This window comes from Sinobaca sp. H24 (genome assembly GCF_023845525.1).
In genome coordinates this window covers 1-24,308 of sequence record NZ_JALBWT010000011.1, presented here as the reverse complement: position 1 = coordinate 24,308, position 24,308 = coordinate 1, and the positions used below count along the sequence as shown (strand labels likewise).

Genomic DNA, 24,308 nt, shown 5'->3' with positions numbered 1-24,308 from the left:
GTGATTGTATTGATCTGCCGTCAAGATTTAATTCTGTCTCCGGAACAGTTAGCTGCAAGGTGTGATCCGGATAGTTTCTCTTTCGAAACAACAAAGGAACTAAAAAAAACACCTATTGAACTAATTGGACAGGGGCAGGCCCAGGAGGCTATGGAATTTGGCCTGCAGATGAAGCATGACGGCCATCACATTTTTTTAGCCGGCCCGGGCGGTACTGGAAGAACAACATTTGCCCGGTTAAAAACAGAGCAGGCCGCAGTAAAGCAGGCCGCTCCTGCTGATATTGTTTATATACATAATTTTGATTTTCCAAGTGCTCCGGCTTTTATAGAGTTTCCGGCAGGGGAAGGGAATCTGTTTGCCGCTCATATAGAAGAGATGATGAATGAAATTAAGGAAGAAATTAACAAAGCACTGACTGGCGACAGCTTTGAACAGCAGAAAATGAATATGGCGCAGATACAGGAAAACGAACTTCACGATAAATGGCAGGAATTAGAAAAAAGGGCTCTGGATCAGCAGTTCACATTGGATAAAAAGCAGCAGGGGTAGTAGCTGTACCGCTTACTAAAGAAGGAGTACCTCATTCTGAGGAGTCTTTTCAGGAACTGGACGAATCCACAAAACAGAAAATAATGGAGAAAAGCAAAATTCTTACGAAAGATGTGAATGCTACGTTAAGACAGCAGCAGATCATGCGCCGATCCATTAAAAAGAAGTGGCAGGATGCAGAAGAACTGATGGTCGGACGCGCCGTCTACGGGCCTATTGAAGAAATGATAGAGGCTTATACTGGTGTACCGAAAGCTGTTTCGTATATAGAAAATATCCGAAGTGAAATAATAAAAAAATGGAAGACATTGTTTCATGAAAAAGATGAAAAAACAGCGGGAACATACCGATTATTTTTTCCGTCAATGTCCTGGTCAGCCATAAAAAAGAACAGGGCGCTCCTGTGATTTATGAAACGTACCCTTCCTATGCCAACCTGTTTGGAAAAGTGGATCAGAAACCAGTGCTGCCGAGTTTGGAGACAGACTTCAGCATGCTCACAGGCGGAGCCCTTCATAGAGCAAATGGAGGCTTTCTTATTTTGGAAGCGGCTGAGCTGTTGTCCCATCCATACAGCTGGCAGGCTTTAAAGCAGATGCTGCGGTCCGGGCTGTTGAGGATGGAAGCTCTGGCTGATGAAGCGGCTGGTGTTTCCCGAAGTCTTCTAAAGCCGGAACCGCTGCCGGTTAATATGAAAGTCGTTTTAATCGGTACGGCTTCCTTGTTTGATTATCTTTTTCAGACGGATGAAGTATTCCGAAAGCTGTTCCGCGTCAAGGTTGAGTTTGAAACAAGTATGGATCGTACGTTCAGGCATATAGAGGAATATGCGGCTTTTATTGCCTATATCTGCCGCCGGAATCAGCTTCTGCATGTGCATAAACAGGCGCTGGCTAAAATCATCGACTACAGCACCCGCCTTGTTAATGACAAAAGAAAGCTGTCGGCACGCTTTCATCTCATCGCAGAGTTATTAATGGAGGCGGATTACTGGGCGCGTAAAGATGAAGCGGCTTTCATTAAGGCGGAGCATATAAAGCGTGCCCGGAATGAAAAACAAAGCAGAACCAATCAAATGGAAAAATTAATGCAGGACGCGATTGATGAAGGTACGATTATGATATCCACAGAGGGGGAAGCTGTTGGCCAGATTAATGCCCTTGTTGTTTCCAAAAAAGGAGAGCTGTCATTTGGGCTTCCTACAAGAGTTTCCGCCAGAACGTACGTCGGCCGAAATGGAATCGTTAATATAGACCGGGAATCTTTTTTAACTGGACCGATCCATACGAAAGGGCTGCACATTCTTTCCGGTTATCTGCAGGCAGAATTTGCCCAGGATGATCCACTGCCTTTGGCGGCAAGCATTACTTTTGAACAATCGTATAACATGGTGGATGGAGATAGTGCATCAAGTACGGAACTCTATGCTCTTCTGTCTTCTCTGGCACAAATCCCGCTCAGACAGGACATTGCGGTTACCGGCTCTGTTAACCAGTTTGGGGACGTGCAGCCAATCGGAGGCGTCAATGAAAAAATCGAAGGGTTTTACGCCGTATGTAAACGAAGAGGATTAAGCGGTACACATGGGGTGATAATCCCAAAGCTCAACAGCAGAAACCTGATGCTGCGTAATGAAATAATTGAAGCTGTAGAGAAAGGACTTTTTCATATTTGGGCTGTATCTTCTATAAAAGAAGGAATGGAAATTTTAACCGGTGTTCCCGGGGGAGAAAGAACGGCAGATGGATTGTATGAAAAGCAAAGTGTATACGGCATGGTGCAGCAGCGTATTACCGCAATGGTGAATAAAATGAAGAAAATAGATAGAAAACAGTAAAAAGATGATTTATATTAGCTTTTTATAACATATAATGCAGTTTTTATGCATGATGGTTTATAAAGCAAAAAGATAAATGAATAAATAATCGGCAGAAACCCTCTGTTTATAAAGAAAACATATGAATTTTTAACAAACGCTGCAGATTCAAATATAAATTTTTATGCTTTTTTATGAATAAGTGTTGCAAAAGCTAATAGAAGTTGTTAAAGTAATAAATAGCAAAGGACGCCGCTGAGAGCGTGCCAAAGTAAGAGGATAAAACCTCTTATATTTTTTGCAGGTGAATGTATAAAAATAATAAAGTCAGTATGAATATTCAATCACACATGGATAAGAGTTATATAAATGGAGGGAAAGAGAATGGCAAAGAAAAAAGTAGTATTAGCATATTCCGGAGGACTTGATACATCGGTGGCAATCCAATGGCTGAAAGATAACGGCTACGACGTTATCGCAGTAGGATTGGACGTAGGAGAAGGGAAAGACCTTCAGTTTGTAAAAGATAAAGCATTGAAAGTCGGCGCAATTGAATCGATAAGCATCGACGCGAAAAAAGAATTTGCAGAGGACTTTGTACTTCCAGCCATGCAGGCACACGCTATGTATGAATTGAAATACCCGCTCGTTTCAGCTTTATCGAGACCGCTTATTTCCAAAAAGCTTGTTGAAATCGCAGAAGAGTACAATGCAGATGCGGTAGCTCACGGTTGTACAGGAAAAGGAAACGACCAGGTGAGATTTGAAGTTTCCATTCAGGCACTGAACCCTAACCTGGAAGTTATTGCTCCAGTGAGAGACTGGGGATGGTCAAGAGACGAAGAAATTGACTATGCCAAGCAGCACAATATTCCAGTTCCTGTAGATCTCGACAATCCTTATTCTGTAGACCAGAACTTATGGGGAAGAAGCAATGAGTGCGGTATTCTAGAAGATCCATGGGCTACACCGCCGGAAGGTGCTTACGATTTAACCACACCGCTTGAAAAAACGCCGGACGAAGCGGATGTTATTGAAATTGAATTCAAACAGGGCAAGCCTGTCGCTATCGATGGTAAAGCGTATGAACTTGATGAGCTCATTCTTCACCTGAACGACGTAGCAGGCAAGCACGGCGTCGGCAGAATTGACCACGTGGAAAACAGAATGGTCGGCATTAAGTCCAGAGAAATTTACGAATGCCCTGGTGCTACTACGCTTTTGACTGCTCATAAAGAACTTGAAGATATTACACTTCCTAAAGAAGTAGCGCACTTCAAGCCGGTTATAGAAAAGAAATTTGCCGAGCTTATTTATGAAGGTCTCTGGTTCTCCCAGCTTAGATCAGCTCTTCTCGCTTTCCTTGAAGAAACGCAGACAAGCGTTACCGGACTGGTAAGAGTTAAGCTGTTTAAAGGACATGCTATTGTAGAAGGAAGAAAATCCGACTTGTCCCTTTATAACGAAAATCTTGCCACCTATTCTACGGGTGATGAATTTGACCACAGTGCAGCAGTTGGATTTATCAGCCTATGGGGTCTTCCAACAAAAGTTCACAGCCAGGTTAATAAAAACGGTGTGAAGGGTGTTAATGTATGACAAAGCTTTGGAGCGGAAGATTTACGAAAACAGCAGAAGAATGGGTGGATGCCTTTGGGGCATCCATCTCTTTTGATAAAGAGCTGGTAGAAGAAGATATCGAAGGAAGCCTGGCTCACGTGGAGATGCTGAACAAAACCAGTATTCTCACAGATGAAGAAACCGAGACGATAAAAAAAGGTCTTCACACTGTAAGAGAAAAGGCGAGAGCCGGTGAGCTGGAGTATAGTGTCCAAAATGAAGACATTCATTTGAACATTGAGAAATTCCTAACCGATGAAATCGGTCCGCTCGGCGGTAAGCTTCATACGGGCCGGAGCCGGAACGACCAGGTGGCAACCGACATGCACCTGTATTTAAACAAGCAGACAAAGGAAATCATAAAAAGTTTAAAAAATATGCAGACGGCGCTTGTAACCCAGGCGGAGGCGCACGTAGAAACGATTATTCCCGGCTACACCCATTTGCAAAGGGCCCAGCCGATATCTTTTGCCCATCATCTGATGGCATATTTCTGGATGCTTCAGCGTGATGTTGATCGTTTTGAGGACAGCTTAAAGCGTGTGAATCTATCACCGCTTGGAGCCGGGGCGCTGGCGGGAACGACGTTTCCTATCGACCGCCACTATTCAGCGGAGCTGCTCGGGTTTGACGGAATTTACGAAAACAGCCTTGATGCCGTAAGTGACCGGGATTTTATTATTGAGTTTATGAGTGCATCAGCAATGAGCATTATGCATCTATCCAGACTCGCAGAAGAGATGATTCTCTGGTCCAGCCAGGAATTCCGCTTTATTGAGCTGGATGACGCATTTGCTACCGGCAGCAGTATTATGCCGCAAAAGAAAAATCCGGATATGGCGGAGTTAATCAGAGGGAAAACGGGCAGAGTCTACGGAAATTTATTTTCTATGCTTACCCTCTTAAAAGGCCTTCCGCTTGCGTACAATAAAGACATGCAGGAAGACAAAGAAGGCATGTTTGATACGGTACGCACGATAAAAGGGTCATTAAACATTTTTACCGGCATGATTGAATCGATGACGGTCAATACAGAAGTGATGAATAAAGAAACCCACTCCGATTTTTCCAATGCTACAGAGCTGGCTGATTACCTGGCGACCAAAGGAATGCCGTTCCGGGAAGCTCATGAAGTAGTTGGAAAACTGGTGCTGACCTGCATTCAACAGAATATTTTTCTGTTGGACCTGTCCCTGGAAGAGTATAAAGCAGCCAGCTCTCTATTTGAAGACGATATTTATGAAGTGTTAAAGCCTTCTACAGTAGTATCAAGAAGAAACAGCGCAGGTGGAACAGGATTTGATCAGGTTCGCCATGCGATTGGTCTTGCCAAAGGAAAACTGGCAGAATAATAAACTCTAAAAAAGCCTTCACCATTCAAAATGGTGAGGGCTTTTTGTGTCTTCAACACAGGTTTCATATGATGTTCAGGCCGCTGTTACGAAGGGGGCTCGTCAGGATGAGTCGCTGTACGGACGATAAGAACATCGCACTTCGCCTGTCTGGCAATAGCCTCTGATACACTCCCTATAAATATACGTTCTACAGCGTTCAGGCCTGTGGCTCCTGTAATAATTAAGTCCGTTTTTGTTTTTCGGGCAATATCTTTTGGTATTTTTACTTTTGGGGAACCAAAATCAAGCACCGTTGTTACATCAGTTAATCCTGCGTCCTTTGCTTCTGCTGCATATTTGTCCAAAAGGTCCTGGCCGTATCCTTCTGCCCGGGCAACGACTGCCCTGTCATAATGCTCGACCGTAGCGAAAGTACGGGTGTCAATAATATGAGCAATAGTTAACGCTGCCTTGTATTCGTCCGCAAGCTCCATCGCCTTTTTGAACGCTGTTTTTGCCTCCTGCGAACCGTCTACGGCTACTAGTATATGCTGATATTTGCCCATGGTTATCCTCCTTTTGAAGAGTGTACGACAGTAGATACCTTTAGTATATCATAAGGATGAAAGCGCTGAACATGAGCACAATATTTTTACGGAAGCCTGAAAGCATAGTATGATGATAAAGGATATTGAATATGAAAGTATACATAGAAAGATCGTGTTACGAGGAGGACTAATCATGCGCCATGCACTAGTTACAGCAGGATCAAAAGGACTGGGACGGAAAGTAACAGACATGCTGCTGGAAAAAGGCTACTCTGTTACCATCAGCTATAGAAATGACAAAAAAGCGGTGGAGAAATTAAAGGCAGACTGGGCCGGGGCAGAGGAGCGTCTGCAGTGTATAAATGCAGATATTACAAAACCTGCAGACATTAAACAGCTGGTTCAGGAAACGAAAGAACGTTTCGGCAGGATTGATCTGCTGATTAATAATGCGGGACCGTATATTTTTGAACCAAAAAAACTGATGGATTATGAGCCGGCGGAATGGCATGAAATGATAGAAGGAAATCTAAGTTCGATGTTTTATCTTCTAAAAGAAACAGTGCCGATTATGAGAGAACAGCATTATGGCAGAGTAATAGCCTATGGATTTCAGGGAGCCGGACAGGCCCCCGCGTGGCCCTATCGTTCCGCCTACGCGGCCGCTAAATCCGGTCTTTCCTCTCTTGTGAAAACAACAGCGGTGGAAGAGGCGGAAAACGGAATAACGATAAATATGGTGTGCCCGGGAGTCATTACATCAGATTATAAAGAAGCCGGCATAGAAGATGCCAGACTGGTAAAGGACAGCAGTATTCCGGTGGGGCGTCCGAGTACCGGCGGGGATATAGCCCGGACGATTTTATTTTTATGTGAGGAAGATTCCGATATGATTACCGGTACGGTGATGGAAGTGACCGGCGGGGTGGACGTATTACATAAGCGCAGGTAACTTTTGTTTAAAATCCGTAGAAGAAAGGTATACAAAAGGGAGAAATAAATCGAGACAGAACAAAAGGAGTGTTGACGTTGAAAGTAACCTACCATGGACATTCAGTAGTGAAAATTCAAACGAACGGCAAAACCATTTTAATTGATCCTTTTATTACGGGAAACGGCTTAACAGACCTTGAGGCAGAGAAAGTGGAAGCAGATGTGATTCTGCTGACACATGGTCATAATGATCATCTCGGCGATACAGAAGATATTGCAAGAAGAAGTGATGCGCTGATCGTAGCGCCGTTTGAGCTGGCTACTTATTTAGGCTGGAAAGGTCTTAACACCCACCCTATGCATATTGGCGGAGCCTATACGTTTGATTTTGGAAAAGTGAAATTCACCCAGGCGTTTCATGGTTCCTCCTTTATGGACGAAGAAACGCAGACCATTACGTATATGGGAATGCCGGCCGGAATCCTTTTTGAAGCTGAAGGAAAAACCATTTATCATATGGGAGATACCGGGCTGTTTTCCGATATGAAAATGATAGGCGAACGCAATAACATTGATCTGCTGTTTGTACCAATCGGCGATAATTTTACGATGGGACCGGAAGATGCAAAACAGGCAGTAGAGTGGATAGGACCGAAATTCACGGTACCGATTCATTACAACACGATGCCGCCGATTAAGCAGGATCCGGAAGCTTTTGTTTCTTCCATTTCCCCGGCTGATGGAGCTGCATGGAGTGCCGGCGAAGGCACCGACTTATAAAAACTGTAATAGGATGAAGCTGTTTTCCGGAGACGGAAAGCAGCTTTTTTTAGTTACCTGAATAGAACAGGTTTTCCAAAGCTTCGTTTTCAAGGGGCAGCTGTATTAATAATGAATGGGTGAAAAGCCGGCTGTTTTATACAGCGAACAGAAGAAACACCTGACAGAAAGAGGTTAGTTGAATTGTATATAACAGAAACGTATAATAAGAGTAATACAGTTTGAAACGATAGAGAAAAAAGGTATAGAGGTTTGGGAAAAGAGGAGGCTTGAACATGACAACAAAGCATGAACAAATTCTCCACCATATTACGGATCTGGATGTGGGGGAGAAAATATCGGTGCGGCGGATAGCGAAAACGCTGGAGGTAAGTGAAGTACCGCTTACCGGGCCATTAAAGAAGCAGAAAATCAAGGGCTTGTCAGCACAATCGAGCGGGTTGGGACCATACGTATTGAAAAGAAGCAAAAAGAAAACATAGAAAAACTCACTTACGCAGAAGTGGTCAATATTGTAGACGGCCAGGTACTGGGTGGACGTAATGGACTCCATAAAACGCTGAATCGATTTGTAATCGGCGCGATGAAGCTGGAAGCGATGATGCGGTACGTAGAAGCCGGGAATCTGCTGATTGTTGGAAACCGCTATCAGGTGCATAAGCTGGCCCTGGAGGCAGGAGCCGCTGTGTTGATTACGGGCGGATTTGATACAAATGAAAATGTTATCACACTTGCCGATGAACTGGGACTTCCGGTCATTACGACAAGCTACGATACCTTTACGGTTGCAACGATGATTAACCGGGCCATTTATGATCAGTTAATTAAAAAAGAAATTGCGATCGTGGATGATATTCTCATTCCTCTTCAGGATACGTATTACATGACGACGGACAATACGGTTGATAAATGGCATGAAATGAACGGACGTACCGGCCACAGCCGTTATCCGGTAATCAGTGAAGATATGAAAGTGCAGGGAATGGTAGCAGCCAAGGATGTGCTCGGAGCGCAGATGACAACTCCAATCGAAAAAGTAATGACTAAATCTCCGATTACCGTAAATGAGCGGACAAGTATCGCTTCTGTCGCCCATGTCATGGTATGGGAAGGGATTGAACTTCTCCCTGTTATTGATGATCACCGTCACCTCCTTGGCGTGATCAGCCGTCAGGATGTGCTAAAAGCGCTGCAGATGGTACAGAGACAGCCGCACGTAGGAGAAACGATTGAAGACCTCGTTACAAGTGTTTTCATGAAACGGAACCGGGTTCGGAATATGTGTATAAGTGTGAGCTGAGTCCGCAGATGACCAATCACCTTGGAATGATCTCTTATGGCGTCCTGACCACTCTTGTAACGGAAACAGGAAGCCGTCTGCTGAAGCAGTACAAACGCGGCGACATTTCTGTAGAGAATATTACAATCTATTTTATTAAGCCTGTACAAATTGAAAGTACAATTGATTTAAAAGGGAAAATGCTCGATGTAGGAAGAAAAAATGGGAAAATTGATGTAGAGCTCTACCATAAGGGTGCTATTGTTGGAAAAGCATTAATGATGGCACAGCTGCTCGATCGATAAGTGCAGCGGGACAGACAGAGCCATTTTTAGAACATCTAAAAAAACAGGCAGCCGGTTTCTGTAAGAACGGCAGCCTGTAAATGTCAGTATACTAAATAATTAAGAAGGTTCCCGTTGATTACGCTCCTGCTCTACTTCTTTAGCAGCATAAGGCTTGTATAATTTATAAGCCCGCATGCCAAGCAGAATATTTGCCGCTCCAAGAAGGGTAAATATGCTTCCAATAATAATATCCACAAGGCCGCGGTTCGTAAACAACAGCAGCAGTCCTACTGAAGCAAGAGCTGTGCCGAGGCTGATATTTGCTTTAGTCTGCGTCCACCTTTTCAGGCCGGGAGAAGAGGCACGGAACGCTTTTACTTTTTGAAAAAGGTAAAATGCCGCAGAAACGACAATCAGAATAATAAAAAACTGGGACAAGTAAATCTCTCCTTTCTTAGCAGCTTCATTGTACCTTTTTATAAAGACCGTCCGCAATACTCACTACAGAACATCAGAAAAGGAGAATTAGTATGAGCAGTATAATGCAGCAAATATATGAATCGGTACAAAGCTATGACAACATTGTTATTTTAAGGCATGAAAAGCCGGATCCGGATGCGCTTGGTTCACAGGGAGGTCTTGCCGCTTTAATCAAACATAATGAACCGGCAAAGCATGTAGTCATGCAGGGGAGGACGAGCCGGGCCTCTCTTTTCTAGTGTCTATGAGTGAAGAAAAAGCAGCACTGCCTGAAGAGTCCCTGTATATTATCTGTGATACAGCAAATAGAGAACGAATTGATGGAACCGGATGGGATAAAGCCGGACAGATGGCTAAAATTGACCACCATCCCGAAGTAGACGTATATGGAGAGCCTTCCTGGGTGGATACCAAATCAAGCTCGACGTGCGAAATGATGATGTATTTTGCACTGTGGCTCAAAGAAGAAAAAGCCTGGGAAATTCCAGCGGAAGCCGCCCGGCTTTTCTACGCAGGTATTATCGGAGATACGGGGCGCTTCCAGCATTCCAACACGACTCCAAAAACGCTGCAGATGGCTGCGGAAGCATTGAAGTATCCAATTGACCCGGCTTCCCTTTTTGCCGGCTTCTACAGCAGTGAAGAAACGCTCGTCCGTCTTAAAGGAAAAGTGTTGTCTGATTTTGAACTATCTGCGAACGGTGTAGGAGTAATGTATCTAACGCAGTCTCTTCTCAAGGAATATAACGTAACCATAAACGGTTCCTCTGCACTGATGAATGTGTTCGCTGATGTGGAAGGTATAAAAGCGTGGGTTTTCTTCGTAGAAAATGAAGATGGCAGCTATCGGGTAAGGCTCCGTTCTAAAAAAATAGTTATCAATGAATTAGCCGCTCGTCATAACGGGGGCGGACATCCTAATGCTTCCGGGGCAAAAGCAGAGGACCTGGCAGAAACAAAAGCAATCATAGAAGAATTAAACAGTCTCTGTCAGGAGCAGCAGGCTTAATCCTTTGAAATGAAACATTTTTTACTCACGGGCCGCCTTTTATAAGGCGGCTTTGTGCCATGTGGATTTCTTGTTTTTGAAAAAAAAGCGGGGCATACTAAAGAAAGAACAGTGATCAGGAAAGGAGGGTAACGATGAAGGAAGTAAGGCTTCATATACATAGCGAATACAGTCTGTTGTACAGTACGGCCCGTATAAACAAACTGGTTGAAACGGCCGGACACCATCGTATAGAAGCTCTGGGTCTTACAGACACCAATACAATGTTTGGAGCGGTGCCATTTTATAATGCCTGCGTGGAAGCAGGGATCAAGCCTATTATTGGAATAGAGCTCACGCTCAAAGGGGTGCATCAGGACGCATTCTGCCTTTCTCTATACGCCGAAAATGACAAAGGATATCAGGAATTGATGCGTTTGTCTTCGGAAAGCCAGCGCAGGTTCTTGTCCCTGGATGATCTAGCGGGAAGAACAGATCATTTATTTGCTGTTCTTCCATGGGAAGAAAGTGAAGCGGCATACTGGATCCGGCTTAAAGAAAAAGGCTGGGTGAAAGATACGCTGGAAAAATACAAAGATACAGTAGCAGCGGGAAGGCTTTATTTAGAGTGGCCGGAAGAAGAAGGCACAGCCGGCCTGGAAGAATGGAAAGAAGCCGCCCGTGCCTTTGATCTGCCGGTTGTTGCAGGAAACAATGTCCGAATGGCGGATCAAAAAGAATACAAAGCATTAATAGCACTCCAGGCTGTGAAACAAGGGATTCCTGTGCGGGAGATGGATCTAAGTGACATTCCGGAACATGCGCTCACGCCTTTCCCCCAGGAGTCGGAAATGCAGCAGGAAGCTGCCGCGAACGCCGTGCGGATTGCTGATGCCTGCGCTGTAACCCTCCATCCATCAACGCCCTCACTGCCCTCTTTTCCTCTTCAATATAAAAATAATTCAGTAGAAGAATTAAATTATTTATGCCGGGAAGGGCTGAAAAAAAGGTTCAGCTCCCCTTCCGCTCAAGCGGAAGAAAGACTGACCTATGAATTAACTATTATAGAAAACACCGGATTTGCCGATTATTTTCTAATCGTGCAGGATTTTATACAATTTGCCCGGGCTGCAGGTATTGCTGTAGGGCCGGGAAGAGGATCTGCGGCAGGATCCCTTGCCGCCTATGTGCTGGAAATAACAGATGTGGATCCCCTGAAGCATGAACTTTTGTTTGAACGTTTTTTAAATCCGGACCGGATCAGTTTTCCGGACATTGATATCGATTTTCAAGATGACCGGCGCGATGAAGTGATTCGATATACGGCGGAAAAATACGGTGTTTCCCACGTAGCGCAGATCGGCACTTTTGGAACGTTTGGAGCGAGAGCAGCGATCCGTGATATCGGAAGAATACTGGAAACGCCGCAGGCGCTGATTGAAAAACTGGCCGGCTACATCCCCGCCCAGCCGGGCCGCCAGACAACTATAGCGGAAACGATTCAGGATAACGCAGACATGAAAGCATTTATTACACGGGAAAAAGCGGCTGCAGCTGTGATGAAGCTGGCTGCGCAGATAGAAGGAATGCCAAGGCATACTTCAGTGCATGCCGCCGGTGTTATTGTCAGCAGACACGAATTAACAGATCACGTTCCGCTGCTTTACAAAGAGGGCAATGTGCCGGTAACACAATATCCTATGGGAGTACTCGAAGCACAGGGATTGACGAAAATCGATTTTCTTGGTCTGAGGAATTTATCGATGCTGCAGCGTATGGAAGAATTGATAAAACGAAAAGATCATCAGTTTTCGCTTCGGAACCTGTCTCTTGATAACGATGCGGCTTTTGCCCTGCTGGCTCAAGGAAACACGGATGGGGTCTTTCAGCTGGAGTCCGACGGAATGAAAAAAGCCCTTCAGCAGATCCGCCCGGATCGATTTGAGGATATTACAGCGGTAAACGCATTGTACCGGCCGGGTCCAATGGAGTTTATTCCTAATTATGCAGCACGTAAACATGGAAAAGAACAAACGGAGTTTCCCCATCCGGATCTGGAGCCGATTCTTCGCGACACCTATGGGGTTATCGTTTATCAGGAACAAATTATGCAGATAGCTGCACTGATGGCCGGATATTCGTACGGTCAGGCTGATCTTCTCAGACGGGCGGTCAGCAAGAAAAAAAGAGAAGTGCTGGAAAAAGAGAGGGAAGCGTTTATTAGCGGAGCGGTGCAGAAGGGGTACAGTTCGGATACGGCTTCGAAAGTGTATGATACGATTGTCCGTTTTGCCGATTACGGCTTTAATAAAAGCCATGCTGTTGCATACAGCGTCATCTCTTATCAGCTGGCTTATTAAAAGCCAACGAGCCGGCCGTTTTTTATACCGTCCTGCTGGCTCTGCACGTGCACAATAAAAGCAAACTCGGTCAGTACAAAAGGGAAGCGGAAAAGAGCGGCATCGCGTTTCTGCCTCCCTCTATTAACAGAAGTTATTCTACGTTCAAACTGGAAAAAGAACAGATTCTGTTTGGATTTAACATGATCAGGCAGGTTGGAAACAAAGCAGTGTATTCGCTTATGGAAGAACGGAAAAAGGGCCGTTTAAAGACTTAATTGACTTCTGTATCCGTGTTAACATAAAAGAATTTGGACGAAGCGGCCTGGAAATGCTCATTAAATCCGGAGCCTGTGATGAGTGGGGTAAAAAATCGAACGGTGCTGCTTGCCTCTATTGACCGTGCTCTGGAGTTTGCCGGGTTTCAAAGAGAGCTGGGAGGTCTTATCGATTCCGGAGACGAGGATTTCCGTTATGTGGAGGCCGAACCATATACCGCCAAGGAAGCCTACGAAGCAGAAAAAGAGGCAACCGGCCTTTACTTAAGCGGGCATCCTCTGGATGAATACAGCCATTTTCTGCCTTCCTATCAACCGGCAGAATTGGGAAATATTAAAGAAGGCCTGAAAAAAATATGGGTCGCGGGTATTGAAGAAGAATGCAGGGAAATCCGGACAAAAAGGGAGAAAAAATGGCATTCTTACGATAACGGACGGAGATGCTTCGGCCGAAGTAGTAATATTTCATTTGTCTACCGGAAAGTCAGCCGTTGATCGAACAGAGAGTACCGATGCTCATTCAGGGAAGAACAGAAGCAAAAGGGCGCAGTCTCCAGATTATTGCAGAAGCTGTCCTGAGTCTGCCGGAACTCCATGCTCAAAGCCGGTCTATGCTCTGGTTAAAAGTAGACGGACATCTGGAAAAACAAGGCGTGATAAAACAGGTGAAAAAAGTAGTGAACCAGTATCCTGGTCCTGTGGCTGTGAACGTTTTTTATGAACGTACAAGAGAGACGGTACAGCTGGGCAGTCATTTGAAAGCATCGCCAAACCTCCATTTTATGAAAGAAATGGAAAATATATTCCGAAAGAATTTATTGTTTTTAAGCCCTCGGAATGATGAACTAGTTTGTTTGATCTGTTATAATTAAAGAAGTTTTGCAAGTTATCGAAAAACTTGCCCTAAAGAGTAAACGCAGTTATATAAAAGGAGAGTGGATTACGTGCCAACGACAAGAGAAGAAGCCCTTCATATTCATCGAGCAAATCAGGGGAAGCTTGAATCAGGAATTAAAGTACCCGTCCGCAATTCCAGAGATTTAAGTTTAGCGTATTCGCCGGGTGTGCTGAACCGTGTAAAGCTATCTTTGAAGATAAGCAGAAAGTATTTGAATATACAATGAAGGGAAACATGGTTGCTGTTGTGACAGATGGTACTGCGTGTTAGGCCTTGGAAACATCGGTCCGAAGCTTCTCTCCCGTAATGGAAGGAAAAGCTGTCCTTTTTAAATCGTTTGCAGGTGTAGATGCATTCCCAATCTGCCTTGATACTACAGATGTAGACAAAATTGTAGAAACCGTTAAGCTGATGTCACCAACTTTCGGCGGCGTTAACTTAGAAGACATAGCGGCTCCTAACTGCTTTATTATAGAAGAACGCTTAAAAAAAGAAACGAACATACCTGTATTTCATGACGATCAGCATGGAACAGCCATCGTTACAGCAGCCGGCCTGATTAACGCGCTGAAGCTTAACGGCAAGCCGATTTCTGAAATCCGCGTTGTGATTAATGGAGCCGGATCTGCCGGTATTGCCATTATCAAGCTTTGCAGCGTCTTGGCGTACGTGACGTTATTCTCTGCGATTCCAAAGGGGCTATTTATGAAGGCCGTTCTTTTGGAATGAATGACGTAAAAAGCAGCGGTTGCTAAAGTAACAAATAAAGATAAGGCTTCAGGAAACTTAAAGATATTATCAAAAATACTGACGTATTTATCGGGTATCCGTAGCAGGCGCATTAACAAAAGAAATGGTACAGACAATGAATGCAGATCCTATTATTTTTGCAATGGCCAACCCGGATCCGGAAATCATGCCTCACGAGGCTAAAGAAGCCGGCGCCCACGTAATTGGAACAGGAAGATCAGACTTTCCAAACCAGATTAATAACGTTCTTGCTTTCCCGGGTATTTTCAGAGGAGCACTTGACGTGAACGCTACGCACATTAACGAAGAAATGAAAAAAGCAGCCGTATATGCCATTGCTGATTTAATTGCAGACAACGATCTTTCGGAAGATTACGTTATTCCGAATCCATTCGACGGAAGAGTTGCCCCTGCAGTGGCAGCAGCGGTAGCTAAAACAGCAATGGAAACAGGAGTAGCCCGTAAAGAAGTGATCCGGAGGAAGTGGCTGAAAAAACACGCCGCCTTTCTATTATCGATAAAGATTAATTTAAAATTTATTCCCATATATAACAGGCTACGTGATAAAATAAGAGAAATGTTTACGGAAAGAAAGCGATCGTTAACGCATATCGGTCGCTTTCTATCCGTTTATTTGTGAATCTGCTTATTTCTGTTTAAAAAAATAGACATTCTTTATAGGAAAGCAAAGAAGGTGTACGCGTGTTAAAAGATTTTTTTAATAAAAAAAGAAGATATGCTACAGTGCCTCCTGAAAGGCAGCAGCCTGCCAGTATGAATGAAGGAGTTATGACAAAATGCCCTTCATGCAAAACCATTGTTTACACGAAAGAACTGCGTAAACATCAAATGGTATGCATGAACTGCCAGCATCATATGCCGATTACTGCTCCGGAGAGAATTGAAGGCCTTTTTGATGAGGGCTCCTTTTCCGAGATAAATACGTATTTGGTTTCTTCAGATCCGCTCGATTTTCCTGACTACATGAAAAAAGTAGAACAGGATAAGAAAAAAACAGATCTGCATGAAGCGGTCGTTACCGGAAAAGGAACAATAGACAGCCATCCTGTCGTAGCAGGCGTTATGGATTCCAGGTTCCGCATGGGAAGCATGGGATCAGTAGTAGGAGAAAAAATAGCACGTGCCATTGAAGAGGCAGTATCTGATGGCGTACCGTTTGTTATGTTTTCTTCTTCAGGCGGGGCGAGAATGCAGGAAGGTGTCCTCAGCTTAATGCAGATGGCAAAAACAAGCGCTGCTTTAAAGAAGCTGGACCGCGAAGGGCTGTTGTTTATATCTATCATGAACATCCTACTACCGGTGGGGTTTCAGCAAGTTTTGCTTCTCTAGGTGATTATAATTTTGCGGAACCCGGCGCGTTGATCGGATTTGCGGGCCGCCGTATTATTGAACAGACGATCAGGCAGGAGCTGCCGGAAGATTTTCAGACAGCTGAGTTTCTTTTGAAGCACGGCCAGCTTGATGATGTGATATCACGAACGGATATGAGAGAAAAACTGAGCGCCATTCTGGCTATTCATAGAACGTAATATAGAGAAAGGAGGAGGCTGCATGAACCATCTTCCCTTTGAGAAGCCCGTAGTGGAGCTTCGTGAGAAAATTAACGAACTAAAAGAATTTACAAAAGATAAAGAAATAGATATGAGTGGGGAAATAGATAAGCTGGAAAGCCGTCTGGAACAGCTTGAAGACGAAATATATGGTAATTTAAAACCATGGCAGCGTGTTCAGATTGCAAGACACGCAGAGCGGCCGACTTCGCTTGATTATATTAATGAGCTGTGCACAGGGTTTATGGAAATGCATGGTGACCGGCTGTACGGAGATGATGAAGCCATTGTAGGCGGCATTGCATTCTATCACGGGCGCCCGGTAACCGTTATCGGCCACCAGCGGGGCAAAGACACGAAAGAGAATCTGCGCCGGAATTTTGGCATGCCGCATCCGGAAGGATATCGAAAAGCGCTCCGCTTAATGAAGCAGGCGGAGAAATTCAATCGACCAATTATATGCCTGATTGATACAAAAGGCGCTTATCCCGGAAAAGCCGCAGAAGAACGGGGCCAAAGCGAAGCAATTGCCAGAAACCTCCTTGAAATGGCTGGATTCAGCGTTCCAATCGTCAGCATCGTTATCGGTGAAGGCGGAAGCGGCGGAGCTCTTGCTCTGGGAGTAGGCAATCATATTCACATGCTGGAGAATTCTACATACTCTGTTATTTCTCCGGAGGGCGCAGCTGCATTATTATGGAAAGATTCTGCTCATGCAAAAAAAGCAGCGGAAACCATGAAAATTACAGCACCTGACCTCAAAAAAATGGAAATTATTGATGAGGTTATTCCGGAAATCAGGGGAGGCGCCCATCATAATGTAGCAGAGCAGGCGAAGCAGATAGATAAAATATTAAAAGCTTCAATAGATGATCTGAATAAGATGAGCGGGGAAGAACTCATTGAACAGCGCTACGAAAAGTTCAAAAATATCGGGGAATTTGATGATGATAGCGCTATCATTCCTGCAGATAACCCTAGTGCTTTCTGACTTAACAGCAGAAGGCACTTTTCCTTTTGGTCTAAAAAAAGAAAAAGCTACATTTTTCATGAATGAGATGGTAACGTATAATACGATGTGGAAGGGGATAATTTAAAATGAAACGTATCGGAGTATTGACCAGTGGAGGAGACTCTCCCGGCATGAATGCCGCTATTAGAGCGGTAGTAAGAAAGTCTATTTTTCACGGCCTGGAAGTATATGGCGTGAAAAACGGCTATGCCGGCCTGATAAGCGGGAATATTGAACAAATGCAATTAGGTGATGTCGGTGATATTATCCAAAAAGGCGGCACAAAATTATATACAGCAAGATGCGAAGAATTTAAAACTCCGGAAGGACGGGAAACCGCAGTAAAAGAGCTAAATAAAAAAGGGATTGAAGGCCTTGTCGTTATCGGTGGCGATGGTTCCTTCCGGGGTGCACAGAAGCTTACAGAGCTTGGTTATCCTACTATCGGAGTCCCGGGCACGATTGATAATGATATCCCTGGTACTGATTTTACGATTGGATTTGACACGGCTCTTAACACAGTCATTGATGCAATTGATAAAATACGCGATACCGCCACTTCCCATGAGCGTACGTATGTAATCGAAGTAATGGGTAGAAATGCCGGAGATCTTGCTTTATGGGCAGGTCTTGCTGATGGGGCAGAAACGATTATTATTCCTGAAGAGCCTTATAATATGGAGCAGATACTCGCCCGTCTGGATCGCGGCAATCAGCGCGGCAAGAAACACAGCATTATTATCGTTGCAGAAGGAGTAGGCAGCGGTCCTGAGTTCGCTAAAATGATTGAAGACGCTACACAGTTGGAAACAAGAGTTACTGTTCTCGGCCACATTCAGCGCGGGGGCTCGCCGACCGGCTCAGATCGTGTGCTTGCCAGTCGTCTTGGTGCCAGGGCAGTGGAGCTTCTCATCGAAGGGAAGCAGGGCGAGATGGTAGGAATCCGTGAGAATAAAATTGTATCGCAGAGCATCGAAAGCGCACTTAGTCAAACGCACACCATTGATAAAGATATATACCGCCTTTCCCAGGAATTATCTATATAATCCGGAGACAGTGTATTAAATACTAGGAGGAATAAGATGAGAAAAACAAAGATAGTTTGTACTATAGGACCGGCAAGTGAAGACCCGGTGATCCTGGAAAAATTAATGAAAGCCGGCATGAATGTTGCCAGACTGAACTTCTCACATGGCGATTTTGCTGAACATCAGGCACGAATTGATAATCTTCGTGAGGTTTCGGCAAGGCTGGAAAAGAACGTAGCGATTCTTTTAGATACGAAAGGTCCCGAAATCCGTACCCACACGATGGCCGGCGGCGCCATTAACCTGGAAAAAGGTCAGGATCTGATTGTTTCAGCTGAGGAAGTAGAAGGAACGACTGAAAAAATTTCAGTAACCTACGCAGGGCTTTCTGACGATTTGGAACCAGGCAAGAAAATTCTTCTTGATGATGGATTAATTGAACTGGAAGTACTTGAGATACAAGGAAAAGATCTTCGTACAAGAGTGCTTAACAACGGAGAGCTGAAAAATAAAAAAGGCGTTAACCTTCCTAATGTCAGCGTAAATCTTCCGGGTATTACCGATAAAGACGCAGCAGATATTGAATTTGGTATTAAGCAGGGTGTGGACTTTATTGCTGCTTCTTTCGTCAGAAGAGCATCTGATGTACTTGAAATAAGAGAACTTCTTGAAAAGCATGGAGCAGAAGACATTCAAATTGTTCCAAAGATCGAAAATCAGGAAGGAATTGACAATATAGATTCCATTCTTGAAGTATCGGATGGTCTGATGGTAGCCCGCGGAGACCTTGGTGTAGAAATACCGCCGGAAGATGTACCGCTTGCTCAGAAAGAGCTTATCAAAAAATGTAATACGCTGGCAAAACCGGTTATTACCGCCACTCAGATGCTTGATTCGATGCAGCGCAATCCTCGTCCGACAAGAGCAGAAGCAAGTGATGTAGCGAACGCTATCTTTGACGGCACGGATGCTATTATGCTGTCTGGAGAAACAGCAGCTGGTGATTATCCAGTTGAATCTGTTCAGACGATGAGCAATATCGCCCGCAAAACGGAAACGGCATTAAAGTATAAAAATATTTTAAGCCAAAGAACGAAAGAAAGCCGGGTTTCGATAACAAACTCTATCAGCCAGGCTGTTTCCCACACGGCTTTCAATTTAAATGCAGCCGCTATTTTATCTGCTACGGAAAGCGGAAATACTGCAAGAATTGTATCTAAATACCGTCCGGAATCACCGATTATTGCGGTATCCAGCAATCCAGGCGTTGTAAGAAAACTTGCGCTCGTTTGGGGAGTTAAGGCCATTCATGGCGCTGCAGCAAAAACAACGGATGAGATGCTTGATATCACCGTAACAGAAGCGCTGAAAAGCGGCCGCGTAGAACATGGAGATCTTGTTGTCATTACAGCAGGTGTTCCTGTAGGTGAATCAGGAACAACAAATATTATGAAAGTTCACGTGATTGGTGAAGTTGCTGCTAAAGGCCAGGGGATTGGCAGGAAAACGGCTTCCGGCAAAGTAGTCATTGCCAAAAACGCTGAAGAAGCAAAACAGAAGATGGTACCCGGTGCTATTCTGATAACGTATGGCACAGATAAAGATATGATGCCGGCATTCGAACAGGCTTCTTCCGTTATTACAGAAGAAGGCGGATTAACTTCGCATGCAGCCGTAGTCGGACTTACGCTCGGTATTCCTGTAATCGTTGGAGTAGACCAGGCTACAGATTTATTTGAAGACGGAGAAGAAATTACAGTGGACGGCGCACGCGGCGATATTTACCGCGGCCACGCAAGCGTCCTTTAAAGAGATGTACGGTAAAAAGCCGCCCTGCTATACGGGGCGGCTTATTCCGTATATAATAAGTAAATAAGAGAAAAAAAGGAGAGAATTAAATGAAATGGCTCCTCTTGCTGCTCATCATCATTCCAGCCGCTGAAGTAGGCGTGCTCATTCTGGCAGGAAATGTTATTGGAATCTGGCCGACGATAATTCTTATTATTCTTACAGGTATAATAGGCGCATGGCTGGCTAAAAAGGAAGGTCTGCAAACAATTAGAACCGCCCAGCTGCAGATGCAGAACGGAGAAATTCCGGGCAGCCTTGCGATGGACGGGGCATGTATTCTGCTTGGGAGCGCGTTTTTGCTTACTCCCGGTTTTATAACAGACCTGACCGGCTTTTTGCTTCTTCTGCCGGTAACTCGCGGTTCAGCCAAAGCTCTTTTCCAAAAGATATTGAACCGGATGCTGCGGAACGGAACAGTTGTTGTAACGAGAAGATAAGTGAAATATGATCCGGCCCGCTTGGAAAAGTGGGCCTTTTTTTGCTTATAGAACGAAAAGAAGCGTGCGGATCTTTACATATAGATGTAAAAGAACCATTTTAGAGAGGGAAGGGATTGGAATGTTTTCATCGGGTTCACTTTTTATGCTGTTTCTTTTAGCAGTCAGCATTATTGCAAAAAACCAGACGTTGATTATTGCTATTGTTGCGTTACTGGTTATTCATTATGCAGGACTGGGTGATAAAGTATTTCCGTTTATGCAGTCTAAAGGTATCACGATAGCGGTTACTATTCTTACATTTACGGTTCTTATCCCTATCATGACCGGGGAAATCGGGTTCAGCCAGCTTGGGGAGGCAGCCAGATCTTCCTACGCGTGGATCGCGCTTGCCGCGGGCATAGCGGTAGCCGTTATAGCTAAAGGCGGGGTGGTGCTCCTTGCAAACGATCCGCATATTACAGCGGCCCTCGTATTTGGAACCATTCTGGCTGTTGTTTTGTTTAATGGAGTTGCTGTAGGTCCGCTTATCGGAGCAGGTATTGCCTATACAGCGATGAAAGTGGTGGAATTCTTTTCCTCATCCGGAGCCGGATAATGAGAAGAACTTCCTGCACCAGCCTTCACAGAGAGGAAAGTTATTTTTTTGTGTACTTTGATTCACAAATTCATGAAATATGGTTATAATGAGTAGGTGAAAGTCCTTCCTACATAGTTAGCTTATAATGAATCTCGCCTATATCAGGAATCCGGAATGATGATGATTATGATCGAGCCTTTAAGGGAAGGGTACTCTGTGTAGTAAACAGACTAACCATTCTAGTTAAAAAAAGAGTGGCACATTTTACAATTCATGGAAATGTAAGCATTTTCGATTTTCAAAGAATTTGGAAATCATACTTTAAGGTAAAGGAGATGTTTTTAAAATGAGTACAACACGCGGTCTTGAAGGGGTAGTAGCAACTACCTCAAGCGTCAGTTCCATCATTGATGATGTCCTGACTTATCAGGGATATGATATTGATGATCTTGCAGATAATGCTACATTTGAGGAAGTGATTTATTTACTTTGGAATGGACATCTGCCAAAGGAAAATGAATTAAACGAACTCACGAAAGATCTTGCTGCAAATATGGATGTTCCAAAAGAGATATTTGACTTTATGAAACAGTATCCAATAGAAAAAGTACATCCGATGGCTGCGCTTCGCACAGCTGTATCACAGCTCGGCCTGTATGATGACGAAGCAGATGAAATGAATGAGGAAGCAAATAAGCGTAAAGCAGTAAAGATTCAAGCGCAGATTCCTGCAATCGTTACAGGCTTCTCCCGTATTCGTGAAGGAAAAGAGCCGATCGCTCCAAAGGCAGATCTTGGTTTTGCAGCTAACTTCCTTTACATGCTGAATGGGGAAGAGCCGGACGAAACGTCTATTACAGCGTTTAATAAAGCGCTCGTTCTTCATGCAGACCATGAATTGAACGCTTCCACATTCACTGCACGTGTCTGCGTAGCAACACTCTCCGATATTTATTCCGGTGTCACATCGGCTATTGGAGCTTTAAAAGGTCCGCTGCACGGCGGTGCCAACGAAAAAGTTATGGCTATGCTTTCTGAAATCGGCGAGCCGGATAAGGCTGAAGATTACATTAAAAAAGCTATGGCAAACAAAGAAAAAATCATGGGATTTGGACACCGTGTCTACAAGCAGGGCGATCCAAGAGCGAAGCATCTGCGTGATATGTCCGAGCGCCTTACGAAAGTAACCGGCGAAACGAAGTGGTATGATATGTCTTTGAAAGTAGAAGAAGTTGTAACCAATGAAAAAGGCCTTCTTCCAAACGTGGACTTCTATTCTGCTTCTGTTTACCACAGCCTTGGCATTGATCACGATTTGTTTACCCCTATCTTTGCAACAAGCCGTGCTTCCGGCTGGCTGGCCCATATCCTGGAACAGTACAGCGACAACCGCTTAATCCGCCCCCGCGCTGATTATGTAGGACCGGATAAGCAGAAGTACGTGCCGATGGATCAAAGATAATAGCGGTATTGCAATAGTAAGAGAATAAAGGATTTCCTTTATTCTCTTTACTCTGCCGCAGGACAACATTAAAATAAATAGTGGTTCACTTATTCTAAGTAGGAGGTTTTTTTGAAATGGCTAATGGACAAAAATTACAACAAATGACGGAGTATTAAACGTACCAAATAATCCGGTAATTCCTTATATTGAAGGTGACGGTATTGGACCGGACATCTGGGCTGCAGCTGAAAAAGTATTGGATGCTGCCGTTGAGAAAGCTTACAATGGCGAAAAGAAAATTCACTGGAAAGAAATTCTCGTTGGAGAAAAAGCATATAACAAAACAGGTGAGTGGCTTCCGGAAGAGTCCCTTGAAGCAATCCGTGAATACCTTATTGCTATCAAAGGACCATTAACTACTCCAATCGGCGGAGGCATCCGTTCATTGAACGTAGCCCTGCGTCAGCGTCTGGATCTTTTCACGTGCCTTCGTCCTGTTCGTCACTTCACTAATGTACCTTCTCCAGTTAAGCGTCCTGAGGACGTAAACATGGTTATTTTCCGCGAGAACACGGAAGATATTTATGCAGGTATTGAGTACAAGCAGGGAACTGATGATGCGAAGAAGGTTATTGATTTTCTTCAGAAAGAAATGGGAGTAACCGGCATCCGCTTCCCTGAAACATCCGGTATCGGAATTAAACCTATCTCTAAAGAAGGTACAGAGCGCCTTGTCCGCTCAGCGATTGATTATGCACTTGAAGAAAATCTTAAGACAGTAACGCTTGTGCATAAAGGTAACATCATGAAGTTTACGGAAGGTGCCTTTAAGACATGGGGCTATGAGCTTGCTGAAAGAGAGTACGGCGAGAAAGTCTTCACATGGGCTCAGTATGATGAAATTGTAGAAAAAGAAGGAAAAGAAGCGGCAAATGAAGCACAGGATAAAGCAGAAAAGACGGCAAAATTATCGTAAAAGATTCGATTGCGGATATTTTCCTTCAGCAGATTCTTACACGTCCGAAAGAATTTGATGTTGTAGCAACGATGAACCTTAACGGTGACTATGTCTCTGATGCTCTTGCTGCACAGGTCGGCGGTATTGGTATTGCACCTGGTGCAACATTAACTATGAAACAGGCCACGCGATCTTTGAAGCAACACATGGCACAGCTCCTAAGTATGCAGGACTTGATAAAGTGAATCCATCTTCTGTTATTCTTTCCGGAGAGCTTATGCTCCGCCACCTCGGCTGGAACGAAGCAGCTGATCTTGTACTTGGTTCTATGGACAAGACCATTGCAAGCAAAGTAGTAACATATGACTTTGCCCGTCTAATGGATGGTGCGACAGAAGTAAAATGCTCTGAATTTGGAGATGCTCTTATCAAAAACATGTAATTACGATACTGGGAGGAAATAAAGATGGCTATTAAACGCAGAAAAGTATCCGTTATCGGCAGTGGTTTTACAGGTGCAACAACAGCTATAATGACTGCCCAGA

21 protein-coding genes and 5 pseudogenes are annotated in these 24,308 nt (G+C 44.3%); 24 read left to right on the top strand and 2 right to left on the bottom strand.

Annotated features, from left to right (window positions below; genetic code table 11):
• Nucleotides 1–9 precede the first annotated feature (9 nt).
• From MMY81_RS15170 to argH, 5 genes are all read left to right on the top strand, one after another.
• A complete protein-coding gene (locus MMY81_RS15170) occupies nt 10–552 on the top strand; it encodes a Lon-like protease helical domain-containing protein (RefSeq protein WP_252313548.1) in 543 nt (180 codons plus the stop codon).
• 83 nt (nt 553–635) lie between these two features.
• Nucleotides 636–959 carry a hypothetical protein gene (locus tag MMY81_RS15165; protein WP_308215339.1) on the top strand — a complete coding sequence of 108 codons (324 nt, stop codon included), beginning with the start codon at nt 636–638 and terminating at the stop codon, nt 957–959.
• Nucleotides 956–2,389 carry a Lon protease family protein gene (locus MMY81_RS15160; protein ID WP_252313547.1) on the top strand — a complete coding sequence of 478 codons (1,434 nt, stop codon included), beginning with the start codon at nt 956–958 and terminating at the stop codon, nt 2,387–2,389. Before MMY81_RS15165 ends, MMY81_RS15160 begins: the two co-directional genes overlap by 4 nt.
• 363 nt (nt 2,390–2,752) lie before the next feature.
• Entirely contained in the window at nt 2,753–3,967 is a 1,215-nt protein-coding gene (locus MMY81_RS15155) for an argininosuccinate synthase (protein WP_252313546.1), read from the top strand.
• The gene (gene argH, locus MMY81_RS15150; RefSeq protein ID WP_252313545.1) at nt 3,964–5,340 is read left to right on the top strand and encodes an argininosuccinate lyase; all 1,377 of its coding nucleotides are present in this window, start codon (nt 3,964–3,966) and stop codon (nt 5,338–5,340) included. The genes MMY81_RS15155 and argH overlap by 4 nt, the downstream gene beginning before the upstream one ends.
• 86 nt (nt 5,341–5,426) lie before the next feature.
• Here argH and MMY81_RS15145 read toward each other — a convergent pair whose 3' ends face one another.
• A complete protein-coding gene (locus MMY81_RS15145) occupies nt 5,427–5,888 on the bottom strand; it encodes a universal stress protein (RefSeq protein WP_252313544.1) in 462 nt (153 codons plus the stop codon).
• Nucleotides 5,889–6,063: 175 nt separating this feature from the next.
• On the opposite strand from MMY81_RS15145, the gene MMY81_RS15140 reads away from it, so the two are divergent.
• The 3 genes and pseudogenes from MMY81_RS15140 (at nt 6,064) to MMY81_RS15130 (ending at nt 9,167) form a co-directional block, all read left to right on the top strand.
• Nucleotides 6,064–6,822 (top strand): SDR family oxidoreductase, encoded by a 759-nt coding sequence (locus tag MMY81_RS15140; RefSeq protein ID WP_252313543.1) that lies wholly within the window; start codon nt 6,064–6,066, stop codon nt 6,820–6,822.
• Nucleotides 6,823–6,899: 77 nt separating this feature from the next.
• Nucleotides 6,900–7,583, top strand: coding sequence for a metal-dependent hydrolase (locus tag MMY81_RS15135; RefSeq protein ID WP_252313542.1), 684 nt, complete (start codon nt 6,900–6,902; stop codon nt 7,581–7,583).
• A gap of 275 nt (nt 7,584–7,858) precedes the next feature.
• Nucleotides 7,859–9,167, top strand: a pseudogene (locus tag MMY81_RS15130) (DRTGG domain-containing protein).
• Nucleotides 9,168–9,266: 99 nt separating this feature from the next.
• Here the strand turns inward: MMY81_RS15130 and MMY81_RS15125 are convergent.
• Nucleotides 9,267–9,587 (bottom strand): YtpI family protein, encoded by a 321-nt coding sequence (locus MMY81_RS15125; protein WP_170146864.1) that lies wholly within the window; start codon nt 9,585–9,587, stop codon nt 9,267–9,269.
• A gap of 92 nt (nt 9,588–9,679) precedes the next feature.
• Here MMY81_RS15125 and MMY81_RS15120 point away from each other — a divergent pair, with 92 nt between their 5' ends.
• The 16 genes and pseudogenes from MMY81_RS15120 to MMY81_RS35310 all read left to right on the top strand — a co-directional run bounded on the left by MMY81_RS15120 (nt 9,680) and on the right by MMY81_RS35310 (nt 24,205).
• Nucleotides 9,680–9,868 (top strand): DHH family phosphoesterase, encoded by a 189-nt coding sequence (locus MMY81_RS15120; protein ID WP_252313541.1) that lies wholly within the window; start codon nt 9,680–9,682, stop codon nt 9,866–9,868.
• 5 nt (nt 9,869–9,873) lie between these two features.
• A complete protein-coding gene (locus MMY81_RS15115; protein WP_252313645.1) occupies nt 9,874–10,638 on the top strand; it encodes a DHH family phosphoesterase in 765 nt (254 codons plus the stop codon).
• A gap of 134 nt (nt 10,639–10,772) precedes the next feature.
• Complete coding sequence (locus tag MMY81_RS15110; RefSeq protein WP_252313540.1) at nt 10,773–12,977, top strand: DNA polymerase III subunit alpha; 2,205 nt, start codon at nt 10,773–10,775, stop codon at nt 12,975–12,977.
• A 47-nt stretch (nt 12,978–13,024) separates the two neighbouring features.
• Nucleotides 13,025–13,356 (top strand): annotated as a pseudogene (locus tag MMY81_RS35320) (helix-hairpin-helix domain-containing protein).
• The gene (locus tag MMY81_RS15100) at nt 13,313–13,729 is read left to right on the top strand and encodes a hypothetical protein (protein ID WP_252313538.1); all 417 of its coding nucleotides are present in this window, start codon (nt 13,313–13,315) and stop codon (nt 13,727–13,729) included. Before MMY81_RS35320 ends, MMY81_RS15100 begins: the two are co-directional and overlap by 44 nt.
• Complete coding sequence (locus tag MMY81_RS15095) at nt 13,726–14,106, top strand: hypothetical protein (protein ID WP_252313537.1); 381 nt, start codon at nt 13,726–13,728, stop codon at nt 14,104–14,106. Before MMY81_RS15100 ends, MMY81_RS15095 begins: the two co-directional genes overlap by 4 nt.
• Nucleotides 14,107–14,178: 72 nt before the next feature.
• A pseudogene (gene ystJ / locus MMY81_RS15090) lies at nt 14,179–15,410 on the top strand (NADP-dependent malic enzyme).
• Nucleotides 15,411–15,584: 174 nt separating this feature from the next.
• Nucleotides 15,585–16,432 (top strand): annotated as a pseudogene (gene accD, locus MMY81_RS15085) (acetyl-CoA carboxylase, carboxyltransferase subunit beta).
• 22 nt (nt 16,433–16,454) lie between these two features.
• Complete coding sequence (gene accA, locus MMY81_RS15080; protein WP_252313536.1) at nt 16,455–17,444, top strand: acetyl-CoA carboxylase carboxyl transferase subunit alpha; 990 nt, start codon at nt 16,455–16,457, stop codon at nt 17,442–17,444.
• A 107-nt stretch (nt 17,445–17,551) separates the two neighbouring features.
• On the top strand, nt 17,552–18,511 hold the full coding sequence (gene pfkA, locus MMY81_RS15075) for a 6-phosphofructokinase (protein WP_252313535.1): 960 nt from the start codon (nt 17,552–17,554) through the stop codon (nt 18,509–18,511).
• Nucleotides 18,512–18,547: 36 nt separating this feature from the next.
• Nucleotides 18,548–20,302: a pyruvate kinase gene (gene pyk / locus MMY81_RS15070; RefSeq protein ID WP_120192603.1), complete on the top strand. Its 1,755-nt coding sequence runs from the start codon at nt 18,548–18,550 to the stop codon at nt 20,300–20,302.
• Between the two features lie 89 nt (nt 20,303–20,391).
• Nucleotides 20,392–20,781, top strand: coding sequence for an FxsA family protein (locus MMY81_RS15065; protein ID WP_120192602.1), 390 nt, complete (start codon nt 20,392–20,394; stop codon nt 20,779–20,781).
• A 121-nt stretch (nt 20,782–20,902) separates the two neighbouring features.
• A complete protein-coding gene (locus MMY81_RS15060; protein WP_252313534.1) occupies nt 20,903–21,379 on the top strand; it encodes a DUF441 domain-containing protein in 477 nt (158 codons plus the stop codon).
• Between the two features lie 328 nt (nt 21,380–21,707).
• Complete coding sequence (citZ, locus tag MMY81_RS15055; protein WP_252313533.1) at nt 21,708–22,823, top strand: citrate synthase; 1,116 nt, start codon at nt 21,708–21,710, stop codon at nt 22,821–22,823.
• 238 nt (nt 22,824–23,061) lie between these two features.
• Entirely contained in the window at nt 23,062–23,781 is a 720-nt protein-coding gene (locus MMY81_RS35315; RefSeq protein WP_374562021.1) for an isocitrate/isopropylmalate family dehydrogenase, read from the top strand.
• Nucleotides 23,772–24,205 (top strand): annotated as a pseudogene (locus MMY81_RS35310) (isocitrate/isopropylmalate family dehydrogenase). The gene MMY81_RS35315 and the pseudogene MMY81_RS35310 overlap by 10 nt, the downstream one beginning before the upstream one ends.
• Nucleotides 24,206–24,308 lie beyond the last annotated feature (103 nt).